Origin of the sequence: Lelliottia sp. WB101 (assembly GCF_003051885.1) — a bacterium.
GTDB lineage: Bacteria > Pseudomonadota > Gammaproteobacteria > Enterobacterales > Enterobacteriaceae > Enterobacter > Enterobacter nimipressuralis.
In genome coordinates, this window is sequence record NZ_CP028520.1 from 2,773,390 (window position 1) to 2,795,360 (window position 21,971).

Sequence of the window (21,971 nt, forward strand, 5' to 3'; positions counted from 1 at the left end):
CCCGGCAAACCATCCCCGTTACAGCACATCCTCCATCACCCAGATACTTACGCTGCCGCCATTGCAGGTGAATGTCCCTTCGCCCTCGGCGCTGGTGGTGATCGTCTCTTCGCGATTGCCGAGGAAATCTTTCCAGTTCTTGTTGCCGTAATTATCCCCAAGATTAATCACTTTTTCGCCGTCGTCTCCGTTGGAGAGCACCACGACGCAGCCCGGATCCTCATCCGTCCCGCTGCGGCTGAACGCAATGCAGTTAGGATGATCGAACCACAATGTCTGCACGCCGTGGGCGAAACGCTGGCGGGCCAGGATCAGCTCGTGAAGCTGTTCGATTACCGGCATGTCGATGTGGTAGGTTTCGCCGTCGCCGCCGGTATCGTCGTAGCTCGCCCCGAACAGATCCGGATAGAACACGCTCGGAACGCCGTTTTCGCGCAGTAAAATCAGCGCGTAGGCCAGCGGTTTAAACCAGGCTTCGACCGGCGCTTCAAGCGCCTGCAACGGCTGAGTGTCATGGTTGGCCACAAGCGTGACGGCATGGAACGGGTCGGCTTCAACCAGCGTGCCGGTGAAGATCTGGCTCATGTCATAGTCGCGGCCCTGGCGGGACGCTTCATGAAATTTCATCTGCAGCGGGGCGTCGAACAGCATGGTTTTGCCCTCCACCTGATCGATATAGTGCTGCAGTTTGTCGACTTCGTGGGACCAGTATTCAGCCACGATAAACAGCGGTTTGGGGGCCACTTCCTGGACGTGTTCGATCCACTCTTTATAGAACCAGGCCGGAATGTGTTTCACCGCGTCGAGCCGAAAACCGTCGCATTGGGTTTGTTCCATCACCCAGCGCGCCCAGTATTTTATCTCTTCCGTGACGGCGTGATTGCGGAAGTCGATGTTTTCGCCCATCAGATAATCGAAATTCCCCATCTCATCATCGACCTGATCGTTCCAGCCTTCGCCGGTGTAATCATTGACGATCTTAAAGATGCTGTCCTCGTTGGGGTTTTCGATATGGTCGATACCGCTGAAGCATTTGTAGTCCCAGATAAACTCGGAATACTGCCCGGCACGAACGGGGAAGGTGTAGCGGGTCCAGGCTTCGCATTCGATGATTTCATCGTCAATCTGGGTGCGATCCTGCTCGTTCACACGATGCACGCGGATAGGCTCTTTCTCATCCGCGCCCATTTTGTGGTTCACCACCACGTCCAGCAACACCGCGATCTCATTGCTTTTTAAAGCATTGATGGCTTCGAGCAGCTGGGCTTTATCACCGTACTTGGTGGCGACGGACCCTTTCTGGTCAAACTCACCGAGATCGAAAAGATCGTAAGAGTCATATCCGACGGAATACCCGCCCGATGCACCTTTGTAAGCCGGAGGCAGCCAAATCATGTTGATGCCAATCTCGTTGAGATTGGGCGCCAGTGCAGTGACTTCCTGCCACAGCTCACCGCCTGTGGGGTAATACCAGTGAAAACATTGTAATAGAGTGGGGTTTTTCATCTTCCGTGCTCCAGAATGAGGACACAGAGAGTATGGTCGAGAAGAAAAGAATTAGCGGGTGAAATACGAAATTTCATTCACCCGCCAGGGCCACCGTCAATCTAGAGATCGTTGGGGAAAAGGATATTGCCTGATAGACGTCCATAGGTCGCATTAAGATTATGTTGTCGGGAGGTTTGCCCAACCAGAGCTTTTAACTCTTCCATACGCTGATGCAATAACGCTTTGAGTTCCACCTCATTGCTGAGGATCTGTTTCAGAATAGGGCGAATTTGTGCCTGAAGCTGGGGCGCAATTTCGCTTGCATCCTGGTAACGGGTAAGTTTTTCTACGGCCGAAAGGTAATCGACTTCGTAAGCAATAAGTTCATCCCAACGCCCAGATTTTGTCAGCACCAGCATCGCGGTGCTGGTGGCTAACAACTGCTGATAATGCTGGAGCAACCCGAGATTGGCATCCATTAGTAATTGTCCCGCACGTTTTGAGAATGTGGGCCTATCTCTTTCCAGGCGTCAGCGATGTTATTCAGTAACTCCACCACTTCATTGATGGCATTAATGTCATTATGAAGATTGGCCTGTAAAAGGCGCCTTGTCATATAGTCGTAAAGACTATCAAGGTTTGTCGCCAGTTCTCCGCCAACTTCATGGTTGATCCCGGACTGCAAACCGTTACTGATAATATTAATTGCTTTGCTCAGCGCCTGCCCTTTACCGGGAATATCCCCTTGCTCAATCAGTATCATGGCTTTTTTCATGGCGCTTAATGCGCCATCAAAAAGGAGTACCACTAACTGATGCGGGCTGGCGCTCAGGACGGCGCTCTCCACGCCAACCTGGGCATATGCCTGAATCCCCGATTTTGTATACATGGTAAAACCTCAACTCATCATTGATTAACTGTTCATGGCGTTGAACTGTTGAGTCAGATAGCTACCGGTGGAATCCATCTGAGAAACAAGCTGGCTCAAGCTGGTAAATTGCGTTTTATAACGTGCCATGGTGGCGGTAATTTGGTCGTTGACGCGATCGTATTGATCCGAAAGCTGTTTCAACGTTTTGTTAATGCCGTCGGTGGCGTTTTTAACGGAACCGTCGGTACCTAAAATACTTTTCAGCAAGTTGCTGGTTTCGGTCGCGAAGCCCGTCGTCTTGCCATCACCCGACAGGAACGAAATCACATCGGCCGATTTCTCGGTGAGCGCTTTATTCAGCTTGGTGCTATCAACGGTCAATTTACCGGTGATGTCCTGCGTAATCCCCAGCTGAGACAGAGTGGCTAAATCGCCGCTACCCTGAGGCGCAGAGAGTTTTGAACGCAGCTGAGTCTGAATACTGCGCAGCGTACCATCGCCCAACAGATCGCCGTTGCTGGTGTCCTGCGCGCCATTACCCTGATCAACCTTGGTATATTTTGTCTGGTTACCAATGGTGGTTTGTAGCGAGTTATACGCGTCCACAAAGGCCTGAACCGCGTCGAGCATCGGCTGGTTATCTTTCACCACCGTCAGCGTTTCTGGGCTGCCTTTATTGGTTTTGGTCAGGTTCAGCGTTACGCCTTCTGGCGCATCGGTAATGGTGTTGCTGCTACGGGTAATTTCAATCCCGTTAATTTTTACGACCGCATCGGAAGCCGCAACCTGCTCGGTCATGACATTGCTTGATCCTGCCGGATCGTAGCTCACGAATTTAGCCAGTTCAGCGTCATCCGTGGTGACGGTCATTTTATTCGTCGTACCGCTATCACGAGACGTCAGTGCCAGATAATAGCTGTTGTCGTCTGCTTTAATAATACTGGCGGTCACGCTGCCCTGTTTGGCGTTAATCGCGTCACGCACATCAGAAAGGCTGGTTTTATCGCTAGCCAGTGTGACGGTCAGCGGATCTTTCTGGCCCGGCTGAGTGATCGTGATCGTGCGCGAACTCATGCTGCTGTCGCCAAGATCGGTATCTTTGCTGGCCACTTTCGGGCTGAGCAAGGATTGTGAAGCGGCTAAAGAACTGACTTCAACTGAATAAGTGCCCGCTGTTGCGCTAGTGGAAAGCGTGGCGCTAAATGCCGAGTTGGTGGTGGACACCTTTGCCTGAGCAATAGCCGAGGTATTTTTTAACGCGTCAGAAGCCGTCTGTAATTTGGTTAACGAAGCCTGAACCACGTTCCACGCAGTGAGTTTTGCTTTATAAGAGGTTTGCTGCGTAGTAATCGGTGTCAGTTTGGTCTGCTCAGCAGTCTGTAAATTGTCATACAACGTACTGAGTCCCAGATTGGTACCTGCGCCGAGCGAACTGATACTTGCCATAACACTTCATCCTTTATTGAGACAATCACTGGATGGTCTATCGGCAGAAACGCAAAAAAGATTAGCGTTAATTTAAAAAAACAATGCGCAAATAAAGGAGGCAAATAATGGGTAGTTTGCGCCTTTAAAAAAATGATCTTTTTTCTAAAGGTTGAGAAAGCGGTGTCGATAATCACATTGACGGCGAGAAAGCCGTAGGCAGACGCCTAAATCTGACAACTAATTCAAAGGAATACACTATGGCTGTTATTAATACTAACACCCTTTCTCTGATGACTCAGAACAACCTGAGCAAATCCCAGTCATCTCTGGGCACCGCCATTGAGCGTCTGTCCTCCGGCCTGCGTATCAACAGCGCAAAAGACGATGCTGCGGGTCAGGCGATTGCTAACCGTTTCACTTCTAACATCAACGGTCTGGGTGTTGCTGCACGTAACGCCAACGACGGTATTTCTCTGGCACAGACCGCTGAAGGCGCGCTGGGCGAGATCAACAACAACTTGCAGCGTATCCGTGACCTGACCGTTCAGGCGCAGAACAGCTCTAACTCTGCATCTGACATCGACTCCATCCAGGCTGAAGTTAACCAGCGTATGGAAGAAATCAACCGCGTTACCACGCAGACCGACTTCAACGGCATCAAAGTGCTGAACACCGGTACCGGTTCAAGCAGCTACAGCTTCCAGGTAGGCTCTAAAGATAACGAAACTATCGCTATCAACCTGACCAGCTCTGACAGCTTCAACCTGTACAACGCCACTGGCGCAACCTTTGATACCTCTGGTCAGACAATTAACGGTACTGCACGTACCACCAAAGCTGAAGGCTTTGACGTGCTGAGCGGTACAGTGAACTCTACCGGTGGCGTAGATGGCGGCCCACTGGCAGACATCGATGCGGCAATCAAATCTGTTGATAACCAGCGCAGCCTGCTGGGTGCGTCTCAGAACCGTTTCGAGTCCACCATCACCAACCTGAACAACACCGTAAACAACCTGTCTGCAGCGCGTAGCCGTATTCAGGATTCTGATTACGCAACGGAAGTGTCCAACATGTCTCGTTCGCAGATCCTGCAACAGGCTGGCTCTTCTGTTCTGGCCCAGGCCAACCAGGTTCCGCAGACCATGCTGTCCCTGCTGCGTTAATACCCTTATTGATGCAAAAAAAGCGCCGCTTGTCGGCGCTTTTTTCTTTTAGAATCAAATCAAAAACAATAAATAGTTTTAAAACCTAAAGTTTAAAAATGTGGTGTCGATAATCTTTATACAGGCGATGAAGCCGTTGGCACTATGCCAAGCACATGACTCAATTTTGAAGGATACTTACCATGGCTGTGATTAATACCAACACCCTTTCTCTGATGACTCAAAACAACCTGAGCAAATCACAGTCTTCTTTAGGGACTGCGATTGAGCGTCTGTCTTCTGGTCTGCGCATCAACAGCGCAAAAGACGATGCTGCAGGTCAGGCGATTGCTAACCGTTTCACCTCTAACATCAACGGTCTGGGTGTTGCTGCACGTAACGCCAACGACGGTATCTCTCTGGCACAGACCGCTGAAGGCGCGCTGGGCGAGATCAACAACAACTTGCAGCGTATCCGTGACCTGACCGTTCAGGCACAGAACAGCTCTAACTCTGCATCTGACATCGACTCCATCCAGGCTGAAGTTAACCAGCGTATGGAAGAAATCAACCGCGTTACCACGCAGACCGACTTCAACGGCATCAAAGTGCTGAACACCGGTACCGGTTCAAGCAGCTACAGCTTCCAGGTAGGCTCTAAAGATAACGAAACTATCGCTATCAACCTGACCAGCTCTGACAGCTTCAACCTGTACAACGCCACTGGCGCAACCTTTGATACCTCTGGTCAGACAATTAACGGAACGGCGCGTACCACCAAAGCTGAAGGCTTTGACGTACTGAGCGGCACTGTTGACGCTTCCGGTGCGGTAGATGGTAGCCCGCTGGCAGACATCGATGCGGCAATCAAATCTGTTGATAACCAGCGCAGCCTGCTGGGTGCATCTCAGAACCGTTTCGAGTCTACCATCACCAACCTGAACAACACCGTAAACAACCTGTCCGCTGCACGCAGCCGTATTCAGGATTCTGATTACGCAACGGAAGTGTCCAACATGTCTCGTGCGCAGATCCTGCAACAGGCTGGCTCTTCTGTTCTGGCCCAGGCCAACCAGGTTCCGCAGACCATGCTGTCTCTGCTGCGTTAATACCCTTATTGATGCAAAAAAAGCGCCGCTTGTCGGCGCTTTTTTCTTTTAGAATCAATCAACAAGCATTAAATATTTTTAAAATCTCTAAAGTTTAAAAACCTGTTGTCGATAATGTTTATGTAGGCGATGAAGCCACTGGCGGCATGCCAAACCCATGACTCACTTTGAAGGATACTTACCATGGCTGTGATTAATACTAACACCCTGTCGCTGACGACTCAGAACAACCTGAGCAAATCTCAGTCTTCTCTGGGTACCGCAATCGAGCGTCTGTCTTCTGGTCTGCGCATCAACAGCGCAAAAGACGATGCCGCTGGTCAGGCAATCGCGAACCGTTTCACCTCTAACATCAACGGCCTGGGTGTTGCTGCACGTAACGCCAACGACGGTATCTCCCTGGCGCAGACCGCTGAAGGCGCGCTGGGCGAAATCAACAACAACTTGCAGCGTATCCGTGACCTGACCGTTCAGGCACAGAACAGCTCTAACTCTGCATCTGACATCGACTCCATCCAGGCTGAAGTTAACCAGCGTATGGAAGAAGTTAACCGTGTTACTCAGCAGACTGACTTCAACGGCATCAAAGTGCTGAACACCGGTACCGGTTCAAGCAGCTACAGCTTCCAGGTTGGCTCTAAAGATAACGAAACTATCGCTATCACCCTGAGCAGCTCTGACAGCTACAACCTGTTCAGCACCGCAGGCGCGACTGGCGCAACTGGCGGCATGGTGAACGGCAATGCCCGTACCACTTCTGCTGAAGGTTTCGACGTACTGAGCGGTACCGTCACTTCTGGTGGTACTACCGATGGTAGCCCGCTGGCAGACATCGATGCGGCAATCAAATCTGTTGATAACCAGCGTAGCCTGCTGGGTGCGTCTCAGAACCGTTTCGAGTCCACTATCACCAACCTGAACAACACCGTAAACAACCTGTCTGCTGCGCGTAGCCGTATTCAGGATTCTGATTACGCGACTGAAGTGTCCAACATGTCTCGTTCGCAGATCCTGCAACAGGCTGGCTCTTCTGTTCTGGCTCAGGCCAACCAGGTTCCGCAGACCATGCTGTCCCTGCTGCGTTAATTTTCAGACGCGATTCAAAGGCATCTTCGGATGCCTTTTTTTTTGCAATCGAAAGAGATAGCCGCTTTTCTGCCAGCTGTTTTTCGCCTCACATTCCCTCCGGTCACGCACAATAACCTGTTTTCATTTCTGTCTTCTGAACGTTGTGACGTGCAGGCATAAAAAGGAACCAGGATGCAAAGTTACTTACTCAGTGTTGATAAATTCGACGCTTATACCCCCTATACCGTTGAGGTTCTCGACCTGGTCGATTTCTGGTTGTCACAAGGCGCTCGAATTGATCTGTGCACACAATCCGCCGGCAAGGCAATGAAGAGCAAGCTCGATGAGCTGAACGCGACAGGGCGCTTTCGTGTCATTACCGAAGACGAGGGTGACATTGATCTGGCTTATGACAGAATCATTATCTGGCGCGGCTTCTTTAGCCAGAAGCTGATGGCCGGGCTGCAGGCGCAGCGTCTGAGCGGCCCGCTGGTCTTCCGCCATTTCAGCGATTATAACGATCTCTATATTCCCTACGGTGTGCAGCTTGAGAATGAGTTGGCCTCTCTGACCTTGGGCCTCTCCGAACTGACCTGCGAACAGCTCAAACTGACCGGGATCCTTGAAGATCAGCTGGCGCTAATGCCCTGGCTCGTTCCCGCACGTTTTATTGACTACCCGAACGCAACGCGCCCGCCCGAATTAAAGCAGGCCTTGTACGTGGCGCCTGAAATGACTGCAGAGGTGTATGAACTTCAGCAAAAGGCAGCGGATAAGGGGATCACGCTGCACTGGCTGGATGAGAAACAGCAGCTAAACCTCGTTGAACCCGAGTGGTTATCGCAGTATGACGCGGTTATTGGCAATGAGTCTTTGGCTACCAAAACGCTGGCACTGGGTATCCCGCTCTTCTTGGCCGTAAATGGCTATGTGGATGATTACCTTAACGCCGATAACATGGCCGCGCATGAGCATAACCATTTTAGCGGTATGTCACTGCGCAACTGCCCGGACAGTGATGAATGGCTGTCACTGCTGCAAACGGGCTATCCGTCAGCGGCACGCTGGGCGCGAGACAACCGCGCGCAATGTGCGCAAAAGTGGGGCGTTGAAGCGGTGATGGGGCGCATTTTTGCGCAGCCCCTGGCCGTAAAATCACCCGTATTAGATGAAAAATCATCTTATGCCCTGACCTTGCACAGAAAAGCTCTCCTCGCGCATCAGTCTCTGAAATACTCTATCAGCCGCTGGCTGGAAGACCGGAAAATCAGCCCGGCCCGCCGGGAAGCGCTTTTGGCTATATCCGGTGATGTTCCGGCAGCTGCACGTCTCGGCGTGGTGGTGATTTCACGCGATGGGGATGCACAGGCCTGCGAGCGAACCATGGCCTCTCTGTCAGCGCAATCTCTTCCGGCCTTGAGTGTGGACGTCATTGATGAGGCGGAAGGCCTGAATTCACTGTTGAGTGAGCGAGACGCCGACGCACTGCTGGTGATCCCCGCCGGTTTTACTCTGATTGACGATGCGCTGCTTCACTTTGCGGCCCATCGCGTTAAAAACCAGACTGCGTTAGCCCTTTATTGCGATGAGATGATGGTCTCGCCCAATGAAGAGCCGCGCCTGACGCTTCGTCCGGGCACCAATATCGATCTTCTGCGGGCTACGCCTTATACAGGGCAAACCTGGCTTATCAACCGTGAGGCCGCGCTGCAGGTGGGCGGAATTCAGGGGCGTTTTCAGGAGATGGCGTTGGTTGATCTGGTCTGGCGCTTTGTTGAAGCGGCGGGACCGGGTGCAATTGACAGGGTGGCTGAAGTCCTGGTCTCAACGGATCGGTTGCCTAAAACATGGCAAAACGCTGCGAGAGTCATGGCTGAGCACAAGCAGATTGTCACAGAGCATCTTGCGCGTCTGGGCGTTGCAGCCATCGTTGAGGAGGGGGAAACTTCCGTTGCGCGCATTCGCTATCAGTGGGTGGAGAAGCCCTTGATCTCGGTAATCATCCCGACGCGCGACCACGTAGCCTTGCTGCGTCGGTGCATTGAAAGCCTGATGGAGAAAACCCGCTACGCGCATTATGAACTGCTAATTGTCGACAATCAGTCTGTGGACGCGGATGCGTGCGATTTCCTCCAGCAGCTTGAACGGCTGGGTCTCGATCAAGTTCGGATTCTGCGTCACGATGCGCCGTTTAACTTTGCACAAATCAACAATCTGGCTTCGCAGTATGCACGCGGCGAGATCCTGGTTTTCCTCAATAACGACTGTGAAATTATTGATGGCGACTGGCTGGATGCCATGGTTGAACATGCCCTGCGCCCGGAAATCGCGATGGTCGGTGCGCGTCTGGAATATGCGGATGGTCGCGTACAGCACGGGGGGTATCTCGCCGGTGTTCAGCAGGGGGTTGGGGTCGCTTTTGAGGGCGCTGAAGGCGAGAGCGCTGGTTTTGAAAACTACCTCAAAACGCCGCACAACCTGAGTGCCGTGAGCGCCTCCTGCATGATGGTGAGAAAAGAGGTGTTTTTCGCGCTCAATGGCTTCACAGAAGAGAAATTCCCGCTCTATTTTGCGGACGTGGATCTCTGTTTACGCGCGCAGTCTCTGGGATATCTTAATGTCTGGACGCCTTATGCCCGAGTCAAACATATGGGTGGGGCCACCCGTTTACTCAGCCAGAAGTTCCACGTTCAGGAGCGCCCGTTAGGAGGCGATTACGCAAGGCTCAATCAGGAGTGGGGTCAACGATTACTGGCCGATCCGTCGTACCATACGCTGCTGCAAAAATCAGGAGCACCTTTCACCCTGAGTGAGAGCACGGCGCGTTTCCACGAACCGCTGCCGGGTCGTCCATTACCTGTGGTGCTCGCGCATCATATTAACTGGCAGGGCAATGGACACCATCGCGTGTTACAACCGTTCAAGGCCATGGAACGTCATACGCTGCTCGAAGGAGGGCTGATAAATTCCGTACCTGGGCTAATGGAAGTGGCGCAACTCCAGCCGGATGTGGTGCTGCTCGAGCTTCCTACGGGAAGTCGTTTCCCGGATGTGATGCAGCAGATGCGCAGTCTCTCTGGTGCGAAAATCGTCGTTGAATATGATGATTACCTCCTGAACCTGCCAATGAAAAATGGCAATAACAGCAAGTTCCCGCAGCACAAGGTCAAGAGCCTGCGCAAAATAATGGACAATGCCGACTGGGTTGTGGTGTCGACGGAACCGCTGGCAGAAGCGTATAGCCGTTTCCACTCTGATATTCGTATTGCGCAAAACCGTCTGGCGCCAGACCAGTGGGGACATTTGCAAAGTCAGCGCGGCACTGGCAAGAAGATCCGCGTAGGTTGGGCGGGAGGAAGTTCGCATGCGGGCGATCTGGAGATCCTGTTGCCGATCATTAAAGCGCTGGAGAATGAGGTGGAGTGGGTGTTTATGGGCATGAAACCTAAGCATGTCCGCTGTGAGTTCCACCCCGGTGTGCCATTCGAAATGTATCCAGAAAAACTGTCGAGCCTGAATCTGGATTTGGCACTGGTACCTCTTGAAGTGAACCACTTCAATGAGTGTAAGAGCAACCTGAGGCTTCTGGAGATTGGCACCTGCGGCGTACCGATTATTGCCACTGATTTAGTGCCGTATCGCTGCGGTCTGCCCGTGACGCTGGTAGAAAACCGCTTTAAAAACTGGATGAGCGCGATTCGGGCGCACATCAATGATACGCAGTACCTGGCCTCCCAGGGGGATGCACTGCGTGAAGCTATTCATCGAGACTGGTATCTGCGTGGTCAGGGGCTTGATGACTGGCGTAAAGCCTGGTTGAGGGATCGGAAGTAACAAAAAAGGCACCCGTAAGGGTGCCTTTTGTTTAAGCGTCAGGGTAGCCAGTCACCCAAGAACGTTTCCAAATCATCTCGCCGCAACATTCCCTTGCGTTGAACCTGATCCCTTAACCCATCTCCGGCATTCTCGCGTGCCTGCGGGTCCTCCAGGTAGGCTGAGATCGCCTCAAGCCAGGCATTCGTGGTGTTTTTCACGCGAGTCACAAGATACTCATTACGCATACTGACATTATCACTGCAAATGACCGGATAACCGCATGCGCCGAACTCCAGCAAACGAATGACGCTGCGATGGCGGTTGTACTGATTATCCGCTAGCGGTTCAAGAACCAGATCAAGATTCAAGGACGCCAGCTTTTGCGGGTAGTGTTCCACATTCACGGCTGCGTGATATTCAGAAACATGAGATCTCAGCGACGGCGGGCAGTATCCCATCAGAACCCATTCCACCCGGTCAGACAATTGCACGATGACTTTATGAATGATTTCAAGATCCGCACTATTTTCGCCATCGCATACCCAGCCAACGCGTGGCTTGTGACCATATCTGCGTTCAATCACCAGATTCCCCCACTGTGCAGACGATACACGAGGCTCGTTGAAACGAACGTCGTGATGCCATGATGCACAGGTTTCTGCCAGCATTGCTGAACTGACAATCAGGCGATCCGTATGACGCAGAGTTGCCTGCAGGGTCGCCGTGATTTCCGCAGGCAACGTGTCACGCAGAAGGGATTTTGCCGGTAGGGCAGGCAGATAATTATCCAGCGTAAAGACGGTGAACTGAGATGTCGCTTTACGCAGGCGCGCCAGCCATTCCTGCGCTGCGGGTGTGATCGTTTCCTGCAAGATCAGACTTGCAGGGGAGATGCGCGCCATTTCACCGATTGAAGGCGGAACGAAGGGGAGCAACGTCTCAGCGATGGCTTGATCGTGGAGTGACGTCAGCCGATCGAGGAAGTGTCGCTGATGGTGATGCGTCCGATCGGCGGTGATCGCAAGGAGTGTCGGCAGTGGATTCCAGTGCAAGGGTTTCCAGGTTCCCGGCGCATCGACCTGCAGCTGAAAACCGGTGTTATTCAGGGATAAATTAGGGTTGTAAGCCGGATCGTTGGCAATCACCGGTAGCCATTTCTGATACATGGCATCTTGCTCACCCGTAAATCGCTGACGCTTTTTCTCCTGAGTCGCTTTGTCCACGGATTTCTGGCTGACACTGCCCTCATGCATCACGATGGAATAAGGTGTCCAGACGGTCAGATAGCCCGCTTCACGCACCTTCAGACAGAAATCAACATCGTTGTAGGAGACGCGGAACTGATCCTCGTCCAATCCACCGACCTGCTCGTAAACCGATTTTCGCACCAGAAGGCAAGCGGCTGTTACCACGTTGTAGTTTTGATCGCAGTGCAGACGGTTCATATAACCGGATTTTTCGCTGCTGCTGTCAATAAACGGATGGTCCGCCGGGCCGCGCAACCCCATTACTACGCCCGCATGCTGAATATTCCCGGTTGGATATAACAATTTAGCGCCGGTAATGCCCACTTCTGGGCGTAATCCATGATTGAGCAGATGATCCAGCCAGTTATTCTCAATTACCCCGGTGTCGTTATTCAGCAATACCAGATACTCCCCACGCGCCTCACGAGCGGCCATGTTATTGATTGCGGAGTAGTTAAACGGATGCGGGTAACGTAAAACGCGAATACGCTGTGGATCAATAGTGGAAATACCGTTGAGCCATTCAAGCGCTTCGGGTGTCTCGCTGTTGTTATCGACGATCAGCACTTCATAATTCGGATATCGCGTTTTTTCCAAAAGCGTAGTGACGCAGTGAACCAGCACCGGTAATTGATCTTTGGTCGGGATAATAATAGAGACCAGCGGCTGCTGGTCGTGGTGATAACGTAATGCGTAAATGCCTGGTCGCGGGGATTCTACCTCCCCCTGAGAATAACCGCGTTGAATAAGATGATGACGCAGTATATTTTTTTCTTCCTCAATAGCGACGTTGAGCTGGCTATGAGCCACGACCAAAGGTTCAGGAATATGTCCCGCAAACTGAATCCCTTTTTGCTCGATCAGGCGCACGATATAGTCAAATTGCCATGCCTGACGGTACGTCTTATTAAAGCCACCGAGGGAGAGTAGCGTGGTGCGTTTAAAGATCCAGTGGCGCGCCATTTCAGAGGGGTTGCTGAGCAGCAAATCGAGGTTAAAGTCCGGGCGCAGGGTGGTACTGGTGATTCGGCTGCCGTCGAAATTCACTTCATCGCAATAAACAGCATCACAGCCTGAAGCCCCCTCAAGGGCCAAATCGAAGGATAACAATCCGCTGGCCAGCAGCTGTTCGCCTGCGTCAAGCACCATAACCCAGTCGTGTGGGCTGGTATCGAGATAATCATTGATACGGGCAACGGTGTTAAACACGGTGGCGTCTATGGCGGTCGCCGGGAAGCGGCTTTGAGAAACCATATTGCCGACCACAACAGGGTGGACTGTCAGCCCAAAACCCTGCCAGGCTGCCACGCTTTCCAGGGTCCGATCCAGAGCATCGGCTCGTCCCGTGTCACGGATCAAGATACAAAGTGACTGGCCAACCGCTCGTGATGCCTGGTACGTGGAGGCCAGTTCTCTGTGCTGCGGAAGTAACGTTCTGCTCTCAAGCCACTGAGCAATTTGTGTGCTCTGGTAATCCAGCGCGCTGTTATGCATCGCCTGGCGTAGTGCCTGCACAAGATTCACCTGATGCCACTCTTCAGGCGAAGACGTCGCGGCAATCAAAACGTGCTGATTCTCCTCTTTCGACCCCTTGTACCACCCCAGTTTTTTAATGAGCTGCGGCATCAAGGAATACGTTCTGGCGACCTGTTCCTGCTGCGATTTTGCCATCTGGCTGGTTTGGCCCGCCGAAATTCTAAATGAGGAAAGCGGTTCGCTGATGAAGGCAAGATCGCCTTTGCGGAATAGTTTGATCATCAATGCGACATCGGCAAAATAGGGCATCTCTTCATGATCGATATTAAATAACTGGTCGCCTAAAGCCAGCAGATCGTCGCGATAACAGAGGAAAACACTCGGCTCACCAATAAAATTAACCTGGTAATCGCAGAGGAAAGAGATGAGGTCATTTCCGTTGAGGAGCGTATCACCACTGAAAGGGAATGCCGTTGCGACAATGTCAGGTAAGATATTTCCAGACTCATCAATACGCGTACGGCGTGAAGAGGCTAATACACAGTTCTTATTATCCTCCAGTGCTTTCACTAAGCGCGAGATACAGTTTGGAGCAATAAGATCATCGTCATACAAAAATTTGATGTATTTCCCTTTTGCATGACTCAAGCAGTGAAGAACGTTCCCCATCTCCAGTAAGCGATCGGCATTTTTATGATAAATAATGGGCTTCTTTAGGTGTGGCGATGCTTTCGCGCACGTCACTCGGATAGCGTCATTATCACTGTCATCACAGACGATAATTTCAATGTTCGGCCAGTCTTGTTCAATGGCGCTTTGCAGAGCCTGTTCGAAAAAATCGGCTTTGTAAGCCGGGATGAGAATGCTGACTAATTCATGCTGAGACATATTATTTCTCGTTGTGATTATCATTTCTTCGATGAGATATGCGCGTTTCTAATGCGGGGGCCGTAATTCCCTGAGAGGCCAAAATGTTGAGATGAGTCAGGATTGTCAGCGATGATGAGTTCCCGCACTGGGAGTTTTGCTCATTTTAGCGATGCTGTACCGCTCTCCATGACGGAAACAGCAGGGCGTTTTGGAGTCTTTTTACCCTATTGGACCTTTTGGACGGGTAATTAGAATACAAATTGGCGTGTGTTCGAACGATCGTTCCTGTTGCTGCCTTATAAGATATTCATTTCATGACTTATATGCGACGCCAGAAATGAACAACAAAATATTTGTGACAAGTCCTCTGCTGCCTCCCCTGGAGGAGTTCGTACCCTACCTGGAAAAAATGTGGTCCAGCAGAACGCTCACAAATGGAGGGAGTTTCCACCAGGAGCTGGAGACATCCCTGGCGAGTTATCTCGGCGTTAAGTATGTCAGTTTGTTTTCCAATGGTACGCTGGCTTTATTGACTGCGCTGCAGGCATTACGCGTGACGGGCGAGGTGATAACCACACCCTATTCCTTCGTGGCAACGTCGCACACACTATTATGGAATGGGCTCACGCCCGTTTTCGCCGATATCGATCCTTTAACATTTAACATTGACCCGGATAAAATAGAGGCGCTGATCACACCTCAGACCACGGCAATTTTACCGGTTCATTGTTACGGTATTCCCTGTGAGGTCGATAAAATACAGCAAATCGCCGATATTTATGGCCTTAGAGTCATTTATGACGCAGCGCATGCTTTTGGTGTTAAAAATAGTGACGGAAGTGTGCTGAATAACGGCGATTTATCCGTGCTGAGTTTCCATGCGACGAAAGTGTTTAACACCTTTGAAGGCGGGGCGATCATCTCCCACGATTTGAAAACAAAACAACGCATTGATTATCTTAAAAACTTTGGGTTTGCAGGTGAAACCAAAGTGGTTGCACCGGGCATTAACGCCAAAATGAGCGAAGTGAATGCCGCCTTTGGTCTGCTTCAGTTAAAGCATATTGACCGCGCCCTGCTGGCAAGAGAGCAAATTTATCAGCGCTATATGCGTGAGTTGCCATCGGCACCCGGTCTGTCCTGCTATGAATTTACCGGGGAGTATGAGTGGAACTATGCGTACTTCCCGCTGCTGGTGGAAGAAGCATTTCCACTCACTCGTGACGAACTCTATGAAATGCTTAAGGAAGAGGATATTTATGCGAGACGCTATTTTTATCCTCTAATAAGTTCTTTCTCAATGTACCGTCATTTACCGTCGGCAGGGCCTGACGAATTGCCGGTGGCAAATCAAATTGCGGAAAAAATCCTGTGCTTGCCGATCTTCCCCGATCTCACTGACGAAGAGCAGGGGAGAATTATTGCGGCACTGAAACGTATAAGTCGGTCTAAATGTTCTGACGATGTAAACGAAAAAAATGTTAACCTGGGTGAATTAGCAATTAATGCATAACAAATCAGACGGTTGACTAAATTATACGCGTCATATTTTGCACCAGCCTTCGTCCAGGGCGCGGCCTGCCTCAAAAGCAGAATATGACGCGGCAAAGTGAATAAACCCATTTGTCTAAATAACCCCTCATTTCACCCACTATTCATCCGATTAAAACCCCTCCAGAATCGGATAATAATGCCGATAACTCAATTAACGCAGGGCTGTTTATCGTGAATTCACTCTATACCGCTGAAGGTGTAATGGATAAACACTCGCTGTGGCAGCGTTATGTCCCGCTGGTGCGTCACGAAGCATTGCGCCTCCAGGTGCGATTGCCGGCGAGTGTGGAACTGGACGACCTGTTACAGGCGGGCGGAATCGGGTTACTGAATGCAGTAGACCGATACGACGCTCTGCAAGGAACGGCATTTACGACTTACGCAGTACAGCGTATTCGTGGTGCGATGCTGGACGAACTGCGCAGCCGTGACTGGGTGCCGCGAAGTGTTCGCCGCAATGCCCGCGAAGTGGCACATGCTATAGGACAGCTTGAGCAGGAACTGGGACGCAACGCGACGGAAACCGAAGTGGCGGAGCGGCTTGGCATTGCTGTGGCTGATTATCGCCAGATGTTGCTTGATACCAATAACAGCCAGCTCTTCTCTTATGATGAGTGGCGTGAAGAGCATGGCGATAGCATCGAGCTGGTGACTGATGAAAATCAGAATGAAAACCCGTTACACCATTTACTGGAAAGTAATTTACGCCATCGCGTAATGGAAGCTATTGAAGCTTTACCGGAACGCGAACAGCTGGTGTTAACCCTTTATTACCAGGAAGAGCTGAATCTGAAGGAGATCGGCGCGGTTCTGGAAGTAGGGGAGTCTCGGGTGAGCCAATTGCATAGCCAGGCCATTAAACGCTTACGAACCAAACTGGGTAAGTTATAGGCGATGTATCGCCCGAAAAGTGCCGCACAACGTATTGACAACCAGGAGTTATCATGACGGTGCAGCAATCTAAAAGACGGCCTTTAAGCCGCTACCTAAAAGACTTTAAACACAGTCAGACGCATTGCGCCCATTGCAATAAGTTACTTGACCGTATCACGCTGGTACGTCGCGGCGAAATCGTGAATAAGATCGCGATATCACGCCTCGACACCCTGATGGATGAATCCGCGTGGCAGGAAGAGCAGCAGGAGTGGGTGGCCCTATGTCGGTTCTGTGGCGATCTGCATTGCAAAGAGCAAAGCGACTTTTTTGACATCATCGGCTTTAAACAATTCCTGTTTGAGCAAACCGAGATGAGCCACGGAACCGTGCGCGAATACGTGGTTCGTCTGCGTCGTCTGGGCCAGCACCTGACGGTGCAAAACATCTCCCGCGATCTGCTGAAAACCGGCTATCTGGATGAAAATCTGGAGCCGTGGCTGCCGGCTACCAGCACCAACAACTACCGCATCGCCCTGCGTAAGTACGCGCAATATAAAGCGCAAATGCCAGGTGTGATTAAGCAGAAAGTCTACGCCGGGACAACTTCTGATATATATTAAAATTGAATAAGATGTAGCGGACTCGTGTTTGACGTTATAAACGAAATCCCTACACTACTCAAAAAACCACTATATCGGGGTAACTATGAAATTAGCACTTCTGGGTCGTCAGGCACTGATGGGCGTCATGGCTGTGGCGCTGGTCGCAGGGATGAGCGTAAAAACGTTCGCCGCTGAAAATCTGCTGAATAAAGTGAAAGAGCGCGGCACGCTGCTGGTGGGACTGGAAGGGACGTATCCGCCGTTCAGCTTCCAGGGTGATGATGGCAAACTGACCGGTTTTGAAGTTGAGTTTGCTGAAGAGCTGGCGAAGCATCTGGGTGTGAAAGCGTCCCTGAAACCGACCAAATGGGACGGTATGCTGGCGTCGCTGGACTCTAAACGTATCGACGTGGTCATCAACCAGGTCACCATCTCTGATGAGCGTAAGAAGAAGTATGATTTCTCTACGCCGTACACCGTCTCCGGTATTCAGGCGCTGGTGAAGAAAGGCAACGAAGGCACGATTAAATCGGCCGCCGATCTGAAAGGTAAAAAAGTGGGCGTCGGTCTGGGCACCAACTATGAAGAGTGGCTGCGCCAGAACGTACAGGGCGTGGATATTCGCACCTATGATGATGACCCGACCAAATACCAGGATCTGCGCGTTGGCCGTATCGATGCCATTCTGGTTGACCGTCTGGCCGCGCTGGATCTGGTGAAGAAAACCAACGATACCCTGGCCGTAGCCGGTGACGCGTTCTCGCGTCAGGAAGCCGGTGTGGCGATCCGCAAAGGTAACGAGGACCTGGTGAAAGCTGTCGACGGTGCTATTGCCGAGATGCAGAAAGACGGCAGCCTCAAGGCGCTCTCCGAGAAGTGGTTCGGGGCAGACGTCACCAAATAAGTCTTTCCCTGAAAAAAAGGCGCTTTTAAAAGCGCCTTTTTCATTTCTGGCACTTCAGCGTGCATAATAAAAATAATAAACAAAAACAGCGTTACCGGAGGATCCATGTCACTGCAAAATTTAACGCGTTTTCCGCGCCTCGAGTTTATCGGCGCGCCAACGCCACTGGAGTACTTACCGCGTTTTTCTGACTATTTAGGGCGCGATATCTTTATTAAACGTGACGACGTGACCCCTATGGCGATGGGCGGGAACAAGCTGCGTAAGCTGGAGTTTCTCGCGGCGGATGCGCTACGTGAGGGAGCGGATACACTGATCACCGCCGGTGCCATTCAGTCTAACCACGTGCGCCAGACGGCGGCAGTGGCGGCGAAACTGGGGCTGAACTGCGTGGCGTTGCTGGAAAATCCCATCGGGACGCGGGCGGAAAACTATCTCACGAACGGCAACCGTCTGCTGCTGGATCTGTTCAACGTGCAGATCGAAATGTGCGATGCCTTAACGGATCCGGCGGCTCAGCTGGAAGAAATGGCAACCCGCGTTGAAGCGCAGGGTTTTCGTCCGTATGTGATCCCGGTCGGCGGATCTAATGCCCTGGGTGCGCTGGGCTATGTGGAAAGCGCGCTGGAAATTGCCCAGCAGTGCGAAGGGGCGGTGAGCCTCTCCTCTGTGGTGGTGGCATCCGGTAGCGCCGGGACGCATGCCGGGCTGGCGGTCGGGCTGGAGCAGCTCATGCCGGATGTCGAACTTATCGGGGTGACCGTCTCCCGCAGCATCGCGGATCAGAAGCCGAAAGTCGTCACCCTACAGCAGGCAGTTGCGCAGCAGCTCGACGTGCAGGCGAAAGCCGATATTTTGCTGTGGGATGACTATTTTGCGCCAGGCTATGGCACGCCAAACGAAGAAGGGCTGGAAGCGATAAAACTGCTGGCGCGTCTGGAAGGCATCCTGTTAGATCCGGTTTACACGGGTAAAGCGATGGCCGGGCTTATCGACGGCATTACCCAGAAGCGCTTTAAGGATGAAGGGCCGATTCTGTTTGTTCATACCGGCGGAGCGCCCGCGCTGTTTGCTTATCATCCTCACGTTTGAATCACGGGTCGAAAATAATAATGCAAGAAAGTATTCAACTGGTTATTGATTCATTGCCGTACCTGCTGAAAGGGGCGGTGTTTACGCTGCAGCTCAGTCTCGGAGGGATGTTCTTTGGGCTGGTGCTGGGCTTTATCCTCGCGTTGATGCGAATGTCGTCGATCCTGCCGGTACGCTGGCTGGCACGTTTTTACATCTCCGTGTTTCGCGGTACGCCGCTGATCGCCCAGCTTTTCATGATCTACTACGGTCTGCCGCAGTTCGGCATTGAGCTGGACCCGATCCCGGCGGCGATGATTGGTTTGTCGCTGAATACCGCGGCGTACACCTCTGAAACGCTGCGCGCGGCGATCTCCTCCATCGATAAGGGCCAATGGGAAGCGGCGGCCAGTATCGGGATGACGCCGTGGCAGACACTGCGTCGCGCGATCCTGCCGCAGGCTGCGCGCGTGGCGCTTCCTCCGCTCAGCAACAGCTTTATTAGCCTGGTCAAAGACACGTCCCTTGCGGCGACAATCCAGGTGCCGGAGCTGTTCCGTCAGGCGCAGCTTATCACCTCGCGCACGCTGGAAGTTTTCACCATGTATCTGGCGGCGTCGCTGATTTACTGGATCATGGCGACGGTGCTTTCCGCACTGCAAAACTATTTTGAAAATCAGCTTAACCGCCAGGAGCGAGATCCGAAATGAGTGCTATCGACGTCAAAAACCTGGTCAAAAAATTCCACGGACAGACCGTACTGCACGGTATCGACCTGGAGGTGCAAGAGGGCGAAGTGGTCGCGATTATCGGGCCGAGCGGCTCGGGTAAAACCACGCTGCTGCGCAGCATAAATTTGCTGGAGCACCCGGAAGGGGGCACTATTCGGGTCGGTGATATTACTATCGATACCGGTAAGTCTCTCGGGCCGCAAAAAGGGCTGATTCGCCGTCTTCGCCAGCATGTAGGCTTTGTATTCCAGAGCTTTAATCTGTTTCCGCATCGCACGGTGCTGGAGAACATTATTGAGGGGCCGGTCATCGTAAAAGGTGAACCGAAAGAAGAGGCCATTGCCCGTGGGCGGGAGCTGCTGGCGAAAGTCGGGCTTTCCGGGAAGGAGACCAGTTATCCACGCCGTCTGTCGGGCGGGCAGCAGCAGCGTGTGGCCATTGCCCGTGCGCTGGCGATGCGCCCGGACGTGATCCTCTTTGATGAACCGACTTCTGCGCTGGATCCGGAGCTGGTGGGCGAGGTGCTGAACACCATTCGCCAGCTGGCGCAGGAGAAACGCACGCTGGTGATCGTCACCCACGAGATGAGTTTTGCCAGAGATGTGGCTGACAGGGCGATTTTCATGGACCAGGGTCGCATTGTCGAACAGGGCCCCGCAAAAGAATTGTTTACGCATCCCCAACAACCTCGCACCCGTCAGTTCCTGGAAAAGTTCCTGACGCGGTAGAGATTCTCCTGACTGATTTGCTCCAGAAGGATGTTCTGGAGCAAATTATTCTCCAGATTTACCTGTTTATAGATGCTTATATTCTATTTATCGACACTGAAAGTGAGGAACATGAAAGTTATTCTCACTTGGGTCGATATTTTATACATATAAATAAGATTTATGTGTTAGGTTATATTCACCATAATAATGATTATCTTTTCAGGGGCTTCATTCAGTAAGTATGAGGGATACAGACTTTTTCACCTGGCGACGGAATTGCTTCCTGCGATTCCAGCAAATGGGGACGGCGGACGAGGTTTATCAGGAACTTCAGCAACAAACACAGGATCTTGAATTCGATTATTACTCACTCTGTGTTCGCCATCCGGTTCCGTTTACGCGCCCTAAAATTACGGTTCATTCGAGCTATCCGGCTGAATGGATGTCGCAATATCAGTCAGAAAATTATTTCGCCATTGACCCGGTATTAAAGCGGGAGAATTTCATTCAGGGACACCTTCCCTGGACGGATGCGTTATTTTCTGAGGCACAGCCGCTATGGGACGGCGCGCGCGACCACGGTATTCGCAGGGGAATTACGCAGTGTCTGATGCTGCCTAATCACGCGCTCGGTTTTCTCTCCGTTTCTCGCGCCAGTCAGTTTGGCAAAATGATGGACAGCGATGAAATAGAGCTGCGTCTGCAAATGTTAGTGCAAATGGCATTGACGTCGTTGCTGCGCTTTGAGCATGACATGGTGATGCCACCAGAGATGAAATTCAGCAAGCGCGAGAAGGAAATTCTGAAGTGGACGGCTGAGGGGAAAACGTCGGCTGAAATCGCGATTATTTTGTCGATCTCAGAGAATACGGTGAACTTCCATCAGAAGAATATGCAGAAGAAATTCAATGCGCCGAATAAGACGCAGATTGCCTGCTACGCGGCGGCAACGGGATTCATCTGACCACACTTTAGTTGTTCTGCGTGCCAGACACGAAAACGGCTGAA

17 protein-coding genes are annotated in these 21,971 nt (G+C 51.8%); 12 read left to right on the plus strand and 5 right to left on the minus strand.

All coding sequences use genetic code 11. From position 1 onward, the window contains the following. Nucleotides 1-18: 18 nt before the first annotated feature. The 4 genes from amyA to fliD form a co-directional block, all read right to left on the minus strand. Complete coding sequence (gene amyA / locus DAI21_RS13280; protein WP_107703328.1) at nucleotides 19-1,506, minus strand: alpha-amylase; 1,488 nt, start codon at nucleotides 1,504-1,506, stop codon at nucleotides 19-21. A gap of 101 nt (nucleotides 1,507-1,607) precedes the next feature. Then, nucleotides 1,608-1,967: a flagella biosynthesis regulatory protein FliT gene (fliT, locus tag DAI21_RS13285; RefSeq protein ID WP_102104022.1), complete on the minus strand. Its 360-nt coding sequence runs from the start codon at nucleotides 1,965-1,967 to the stop codon at nucleotides 1,608-1,610. Then, on the minus strand, nucleotides 1,967-2,377 hold the full coding sequence (fliS, locus tag DAI21_RS13290; protein WP_102104021.1) for a flagellar export chaperone FliS: 411 nt from the start codon (nucleotides 2,375-2,377) through the stop codon (nucleotides 1,967-1,969). The genes fliT and fliS overlap by 1 nt, the downstream gene beginning before the upstream one ends. Nucleotides 2,378-2,401: 24 nt before the next feature. Further along, nucleotides 2,402-3,805, minus strand: a complete 1,404-nt coding sequence (gene fliD / locus DAI21_RS13295) for a flagellar filament capping protein FliD (RefSeq protein WP_102104020.1) — start codon at nucleotides 3,803-3,805, stop codon at nucleotides 2,402-2,404. Nucleotides 3,806-4,044: 239 nt separating this feature from the next. On the opposite strand from fliD, the gene DAI21_RS13300 reads away from it, so the two are divergent. The 4 genes from DAI21_RS13300 to DAI21_RS13315 all read left to right on the plus strand — a co-directional run bounded on the left by DAI21_RS13300 (nucleotide 4,045) and on the right by DAI21_RS13315 (nucleotide 10,940). Continuing rightward, nucleotides 4,045-4,950 (plus strand): flagellin, encoded by a 906-nt coding sequence (locus DAI21_RS13300; RefSeq protein ID WP_102104019.1) that lies wholly within the window; start codon nucleotides 4,045-4,047, stop codon nucleotides 4,948-4,950. Between the two features lie 182 nt (nucleotides 4,951-5,132). Beyond that, a complete protein-coding gene (locus DAI21_RS13305; RefSeq protein WP_102104018.1) occupies nucleotides 5,133-6,038 on the plus strand; it encodes a flagellin in 906 nt (301 codons plus the stop codon). 183 nt (nucleotides 6,039-6,221) lie between these two features. After that, nucleotides 6,222-7,124, plus strand: a complete 903-nt coding sequence (locus DAI21_RS13310) for a flagellin (RefSeq protein ID WP_102104017.1) — start codon at nucleotides 6,222-6,224, stop codon at nucleotides 7,122-7,124. Between the two features lie 174 nt (nucleotides 7,125-7,298). Then, nucleotides 7,299-10,940, plus strand: a complete 3,642-nt coding sequence (locus DAI21_RS13315; protein ID WP_107703329.1) for a glycosyltransferase — start codon at nucleotides 7,299-7,301, stop codon at nucleotides 10,938-10,940. Between the two features lie 38 nt (nucleotides 10,941-10,978). Here the strand turns inward: DAI21_RS13315 and DAI21_RS13320 are convergent, their stop codons facing one another. Continuing rightward, nucleotides 10,979-14,533 (minus strand): glycosyltransferase, encoded by a 3,555-nt coding sequence (locus DAI21_RS13320; protein ID WP_159075418.1) that lies wholly within the window; start codon nucleotides 14,531-14,533, stop codon nucleotides 10,979-10,981. A 319-nt stretch (nucleotides 14,534-14,852) separates the two neighbouring features. Here DAI21_RS13320 and DAI21_RS13325 point away from each other — a divergent pair, with 319 nt between their 5' ends. The 8 genes from DAI21_RS13325 to sdiA all read left to right on the plus strand — a co-directional run bounded on the left by DAI21_RS13325 (nucleotide 14,853) and on the right by sdiA (nucleotide 21,927). Continuing rightward, nucleotides 14,853-16,028: a DegT/DnrJ/EryC1/StrS aminotransferase family protein gene (locus DAI21_RS13325; RefSeq protein ID WP_107703331.1), complete on the plus strand. Its 1,176-nt coding sequence runs from the start codon at nucleotides 14,853-14,855 to the stop codon at nucleotides 16,026-16,028. Nucleotides 16,029-16,240: 212 nt separating this feature from the next. Beyond that, nucleotides 16,241-16,960, plus strand: coding sequence for an RNA polymerase sigma factor FliA (gene fliA / locus DAI21_RS13330; RefSeq protein WP_100779721.1), 720 nt, complete (start codon nucleotides 16,241-16,243; stop codon nucleotides 16,958-16,960). 53 nt (nucleotides 16,961-17,013) lie between these two features. Continuing rightward, nucleotides 17,014-17,565 carry a flagella biosynthesis regulatory protein FliZ gene (fliZ, locus tag DAI21_RS13335; RefSeq protein ID WP_100779722.1) on the plus strand — a complete coding sequence of 184 codons (552 nt, stop codon included), beginning with the start codon at nucleotides 17,014-17,016 and terminating at the stop codon, nucleotides 17,563-17,565. 85 nt (nucleotides 17,566-17,650) lie between these two features. Then, nucleotides 17,651-18,451, plus strand: coding sequence for a cystine ABC transporter substrate-binding protein (tcyJ, locus tag DAI21_RS13340; RefSeq protein ID WP_100779723.1), 801 nt, complete (start codon nucleotides 17,651-17,653; stop codon nucleotides 18,449-18,451). A 105-nt stretch (nucleotides 18,452-18,556) separates the two neighbouring features. Next, nucleotides 18,557-19,543, plus strand: a complete 987-nt coding sequence (gene dcyD / locus DAI21_RS13345) for a D-cysteine desulfhydrase (RefSeq protein ID WP_107703332.1) — start codon at nucleotides 18,557-18,559, stop codon at nucleotides 19,541-19,543. A 20-nt stretch (nucleotides 19,544-19,563) separates the two neighbouring features. Next, entirely contained in the window at nucleotides 19,564-20,232 is a 669-nt protein-coding gene (gene tcyL, locus DAI21_RS13350) for a cystine ABC transporter permease (RefSeq protein ID WP_100779725.1), read from the plus strand. Beyond that, complete coding sequence (gene tcyN / locus DAI21_RS13355) at nucleotides 20,229-20,981, plus strand: L-cystine ABC transporter ATP-binding protein TcyN (RefSeq protein WP_107703333.1); 753 nt, start codon at nucleotides 20,229-20,231, stop codon at nucleotides 20,979-20,981. Before tcyL ends, tcyN begins: the two co-directional genes overlap by 4 nt. Nucleotides 20,982-21,204: 223 nt before the next feature. Beyond that, on the plus strand, nucleotides 21,205-21,927 hold the full coding sequence (gene sdiA / locus DAI21_RS13365; RefSeq protein ID WP_107703335.1) for a transcriptional regulator SdiA: 723 nt from the start codon (nucleotides 21,205-21,207) through the stop codon (nucleotides 21,925-21,927). Nucleotides 21,928-21,971: the final 44 nt, after the last annotated feature.

Coding starts and splice junctions, on each gene's coding strand:
- amyA (WP_107703328.1), bottom strand. CDS start 1,506: ATGAAAAACCCCACTCTATTACAATGTTTTCACTGGTATTACCCCACA.
- fliT (WP_102104022.1), bottom strand. CDS start 1,967: ATGGATGCCAATCTCGGGTTGCTCCAGCATTATCAGCAGTTGTTAGCC.
- fliS (WP_102104021.1), bottom strand. CDS start 2,377: ATGTATACAAAATCGGGGATTCAGGCATATGCCCAGGTTGGCGTGGAG.
- fliD (WP_102104020.1), bottom strand. CDS start 3,805: ATGGCAAGTATCAGTTCGCTCGGCGCAGGTACCAATCTGGGACTCAGT.
- DAI21_RS13300 (WP_102104019.1), top strand. CDS start 4,045: ATGGCTGTTATTAATACTAACACCCTTTCTCTGATGACTCAGAACAAC.
- DAI21_RS13305 (WP_102104018.1), top strand. CDS start 5,133: ATGGCTGTGATTAATACCAACACCCTTTCTCTGATGACTCAAAACAAC.
- DAI21_RS13310 (WP_102104017.1), top strand. CDS start 6,222: ATGGCTGTGATTAATACTAACACCCTGTCGCTGACGACTCAGAACAAC.
- DAI21_RS13315 (WP_107703329.1), top strand. CDS start 7,299: ATGCAAAGTTACTTACTCAGTGTTGATAAATTCGACGCTTATACCCCC.
- DAI21_RS13320 (WP_159075418.1), bottom strand. CDS start 14,533: ATGTCTCAGCATGAATTAGTCAGCATTCTCATCCCGGCTTACAAAGCC.
- DAI21_RS13325 (WP_107703331.1), top strand. CDS start 14,853: ATGAACAACAAAATATTTGTGACAAGTCCTCTGCTGCCTCCCCTGGAG.
- fliZ (WP_100779722.1), top strand. CDS start 17,014: ATGACGGTGCAGCAATCTAAAAGACGGCCTTTAAGCCGCTACCTAAAA.
- tcyJ (WP_100779723.1), top strand. CDS start 17,651: ATGAAATTAGCACTTCTGGGTCGTCAGGCACTGATGGGCGTCATGGCT.
- dcyD (WP_107703332.1), top strand. CDS start 18,557: ATGTCACTGCAAAATTTAACGCGTTTTCCGCGCCTCGAGTTTATCGGC.
- tcyL (WP_100779725.1), top strand. CDS start 19,564: ATGCAAGAAAGTATTCAACTGGTTATTGATTCATTGCCGTACCTGCTG.
- tcyN (WP_107703333.1), top strand. CDS start 20,229: ATGAGTGCTATCGACGTCAAAAACCTGGTCAAAAAATTCCACGGACAG.
- sdiA (WP_107703335.1), top strand. CDS start 21,205: ATGAGGGATACAGACTTTTTCACCTGGCGACGGAATTGCTTCCTGCGA.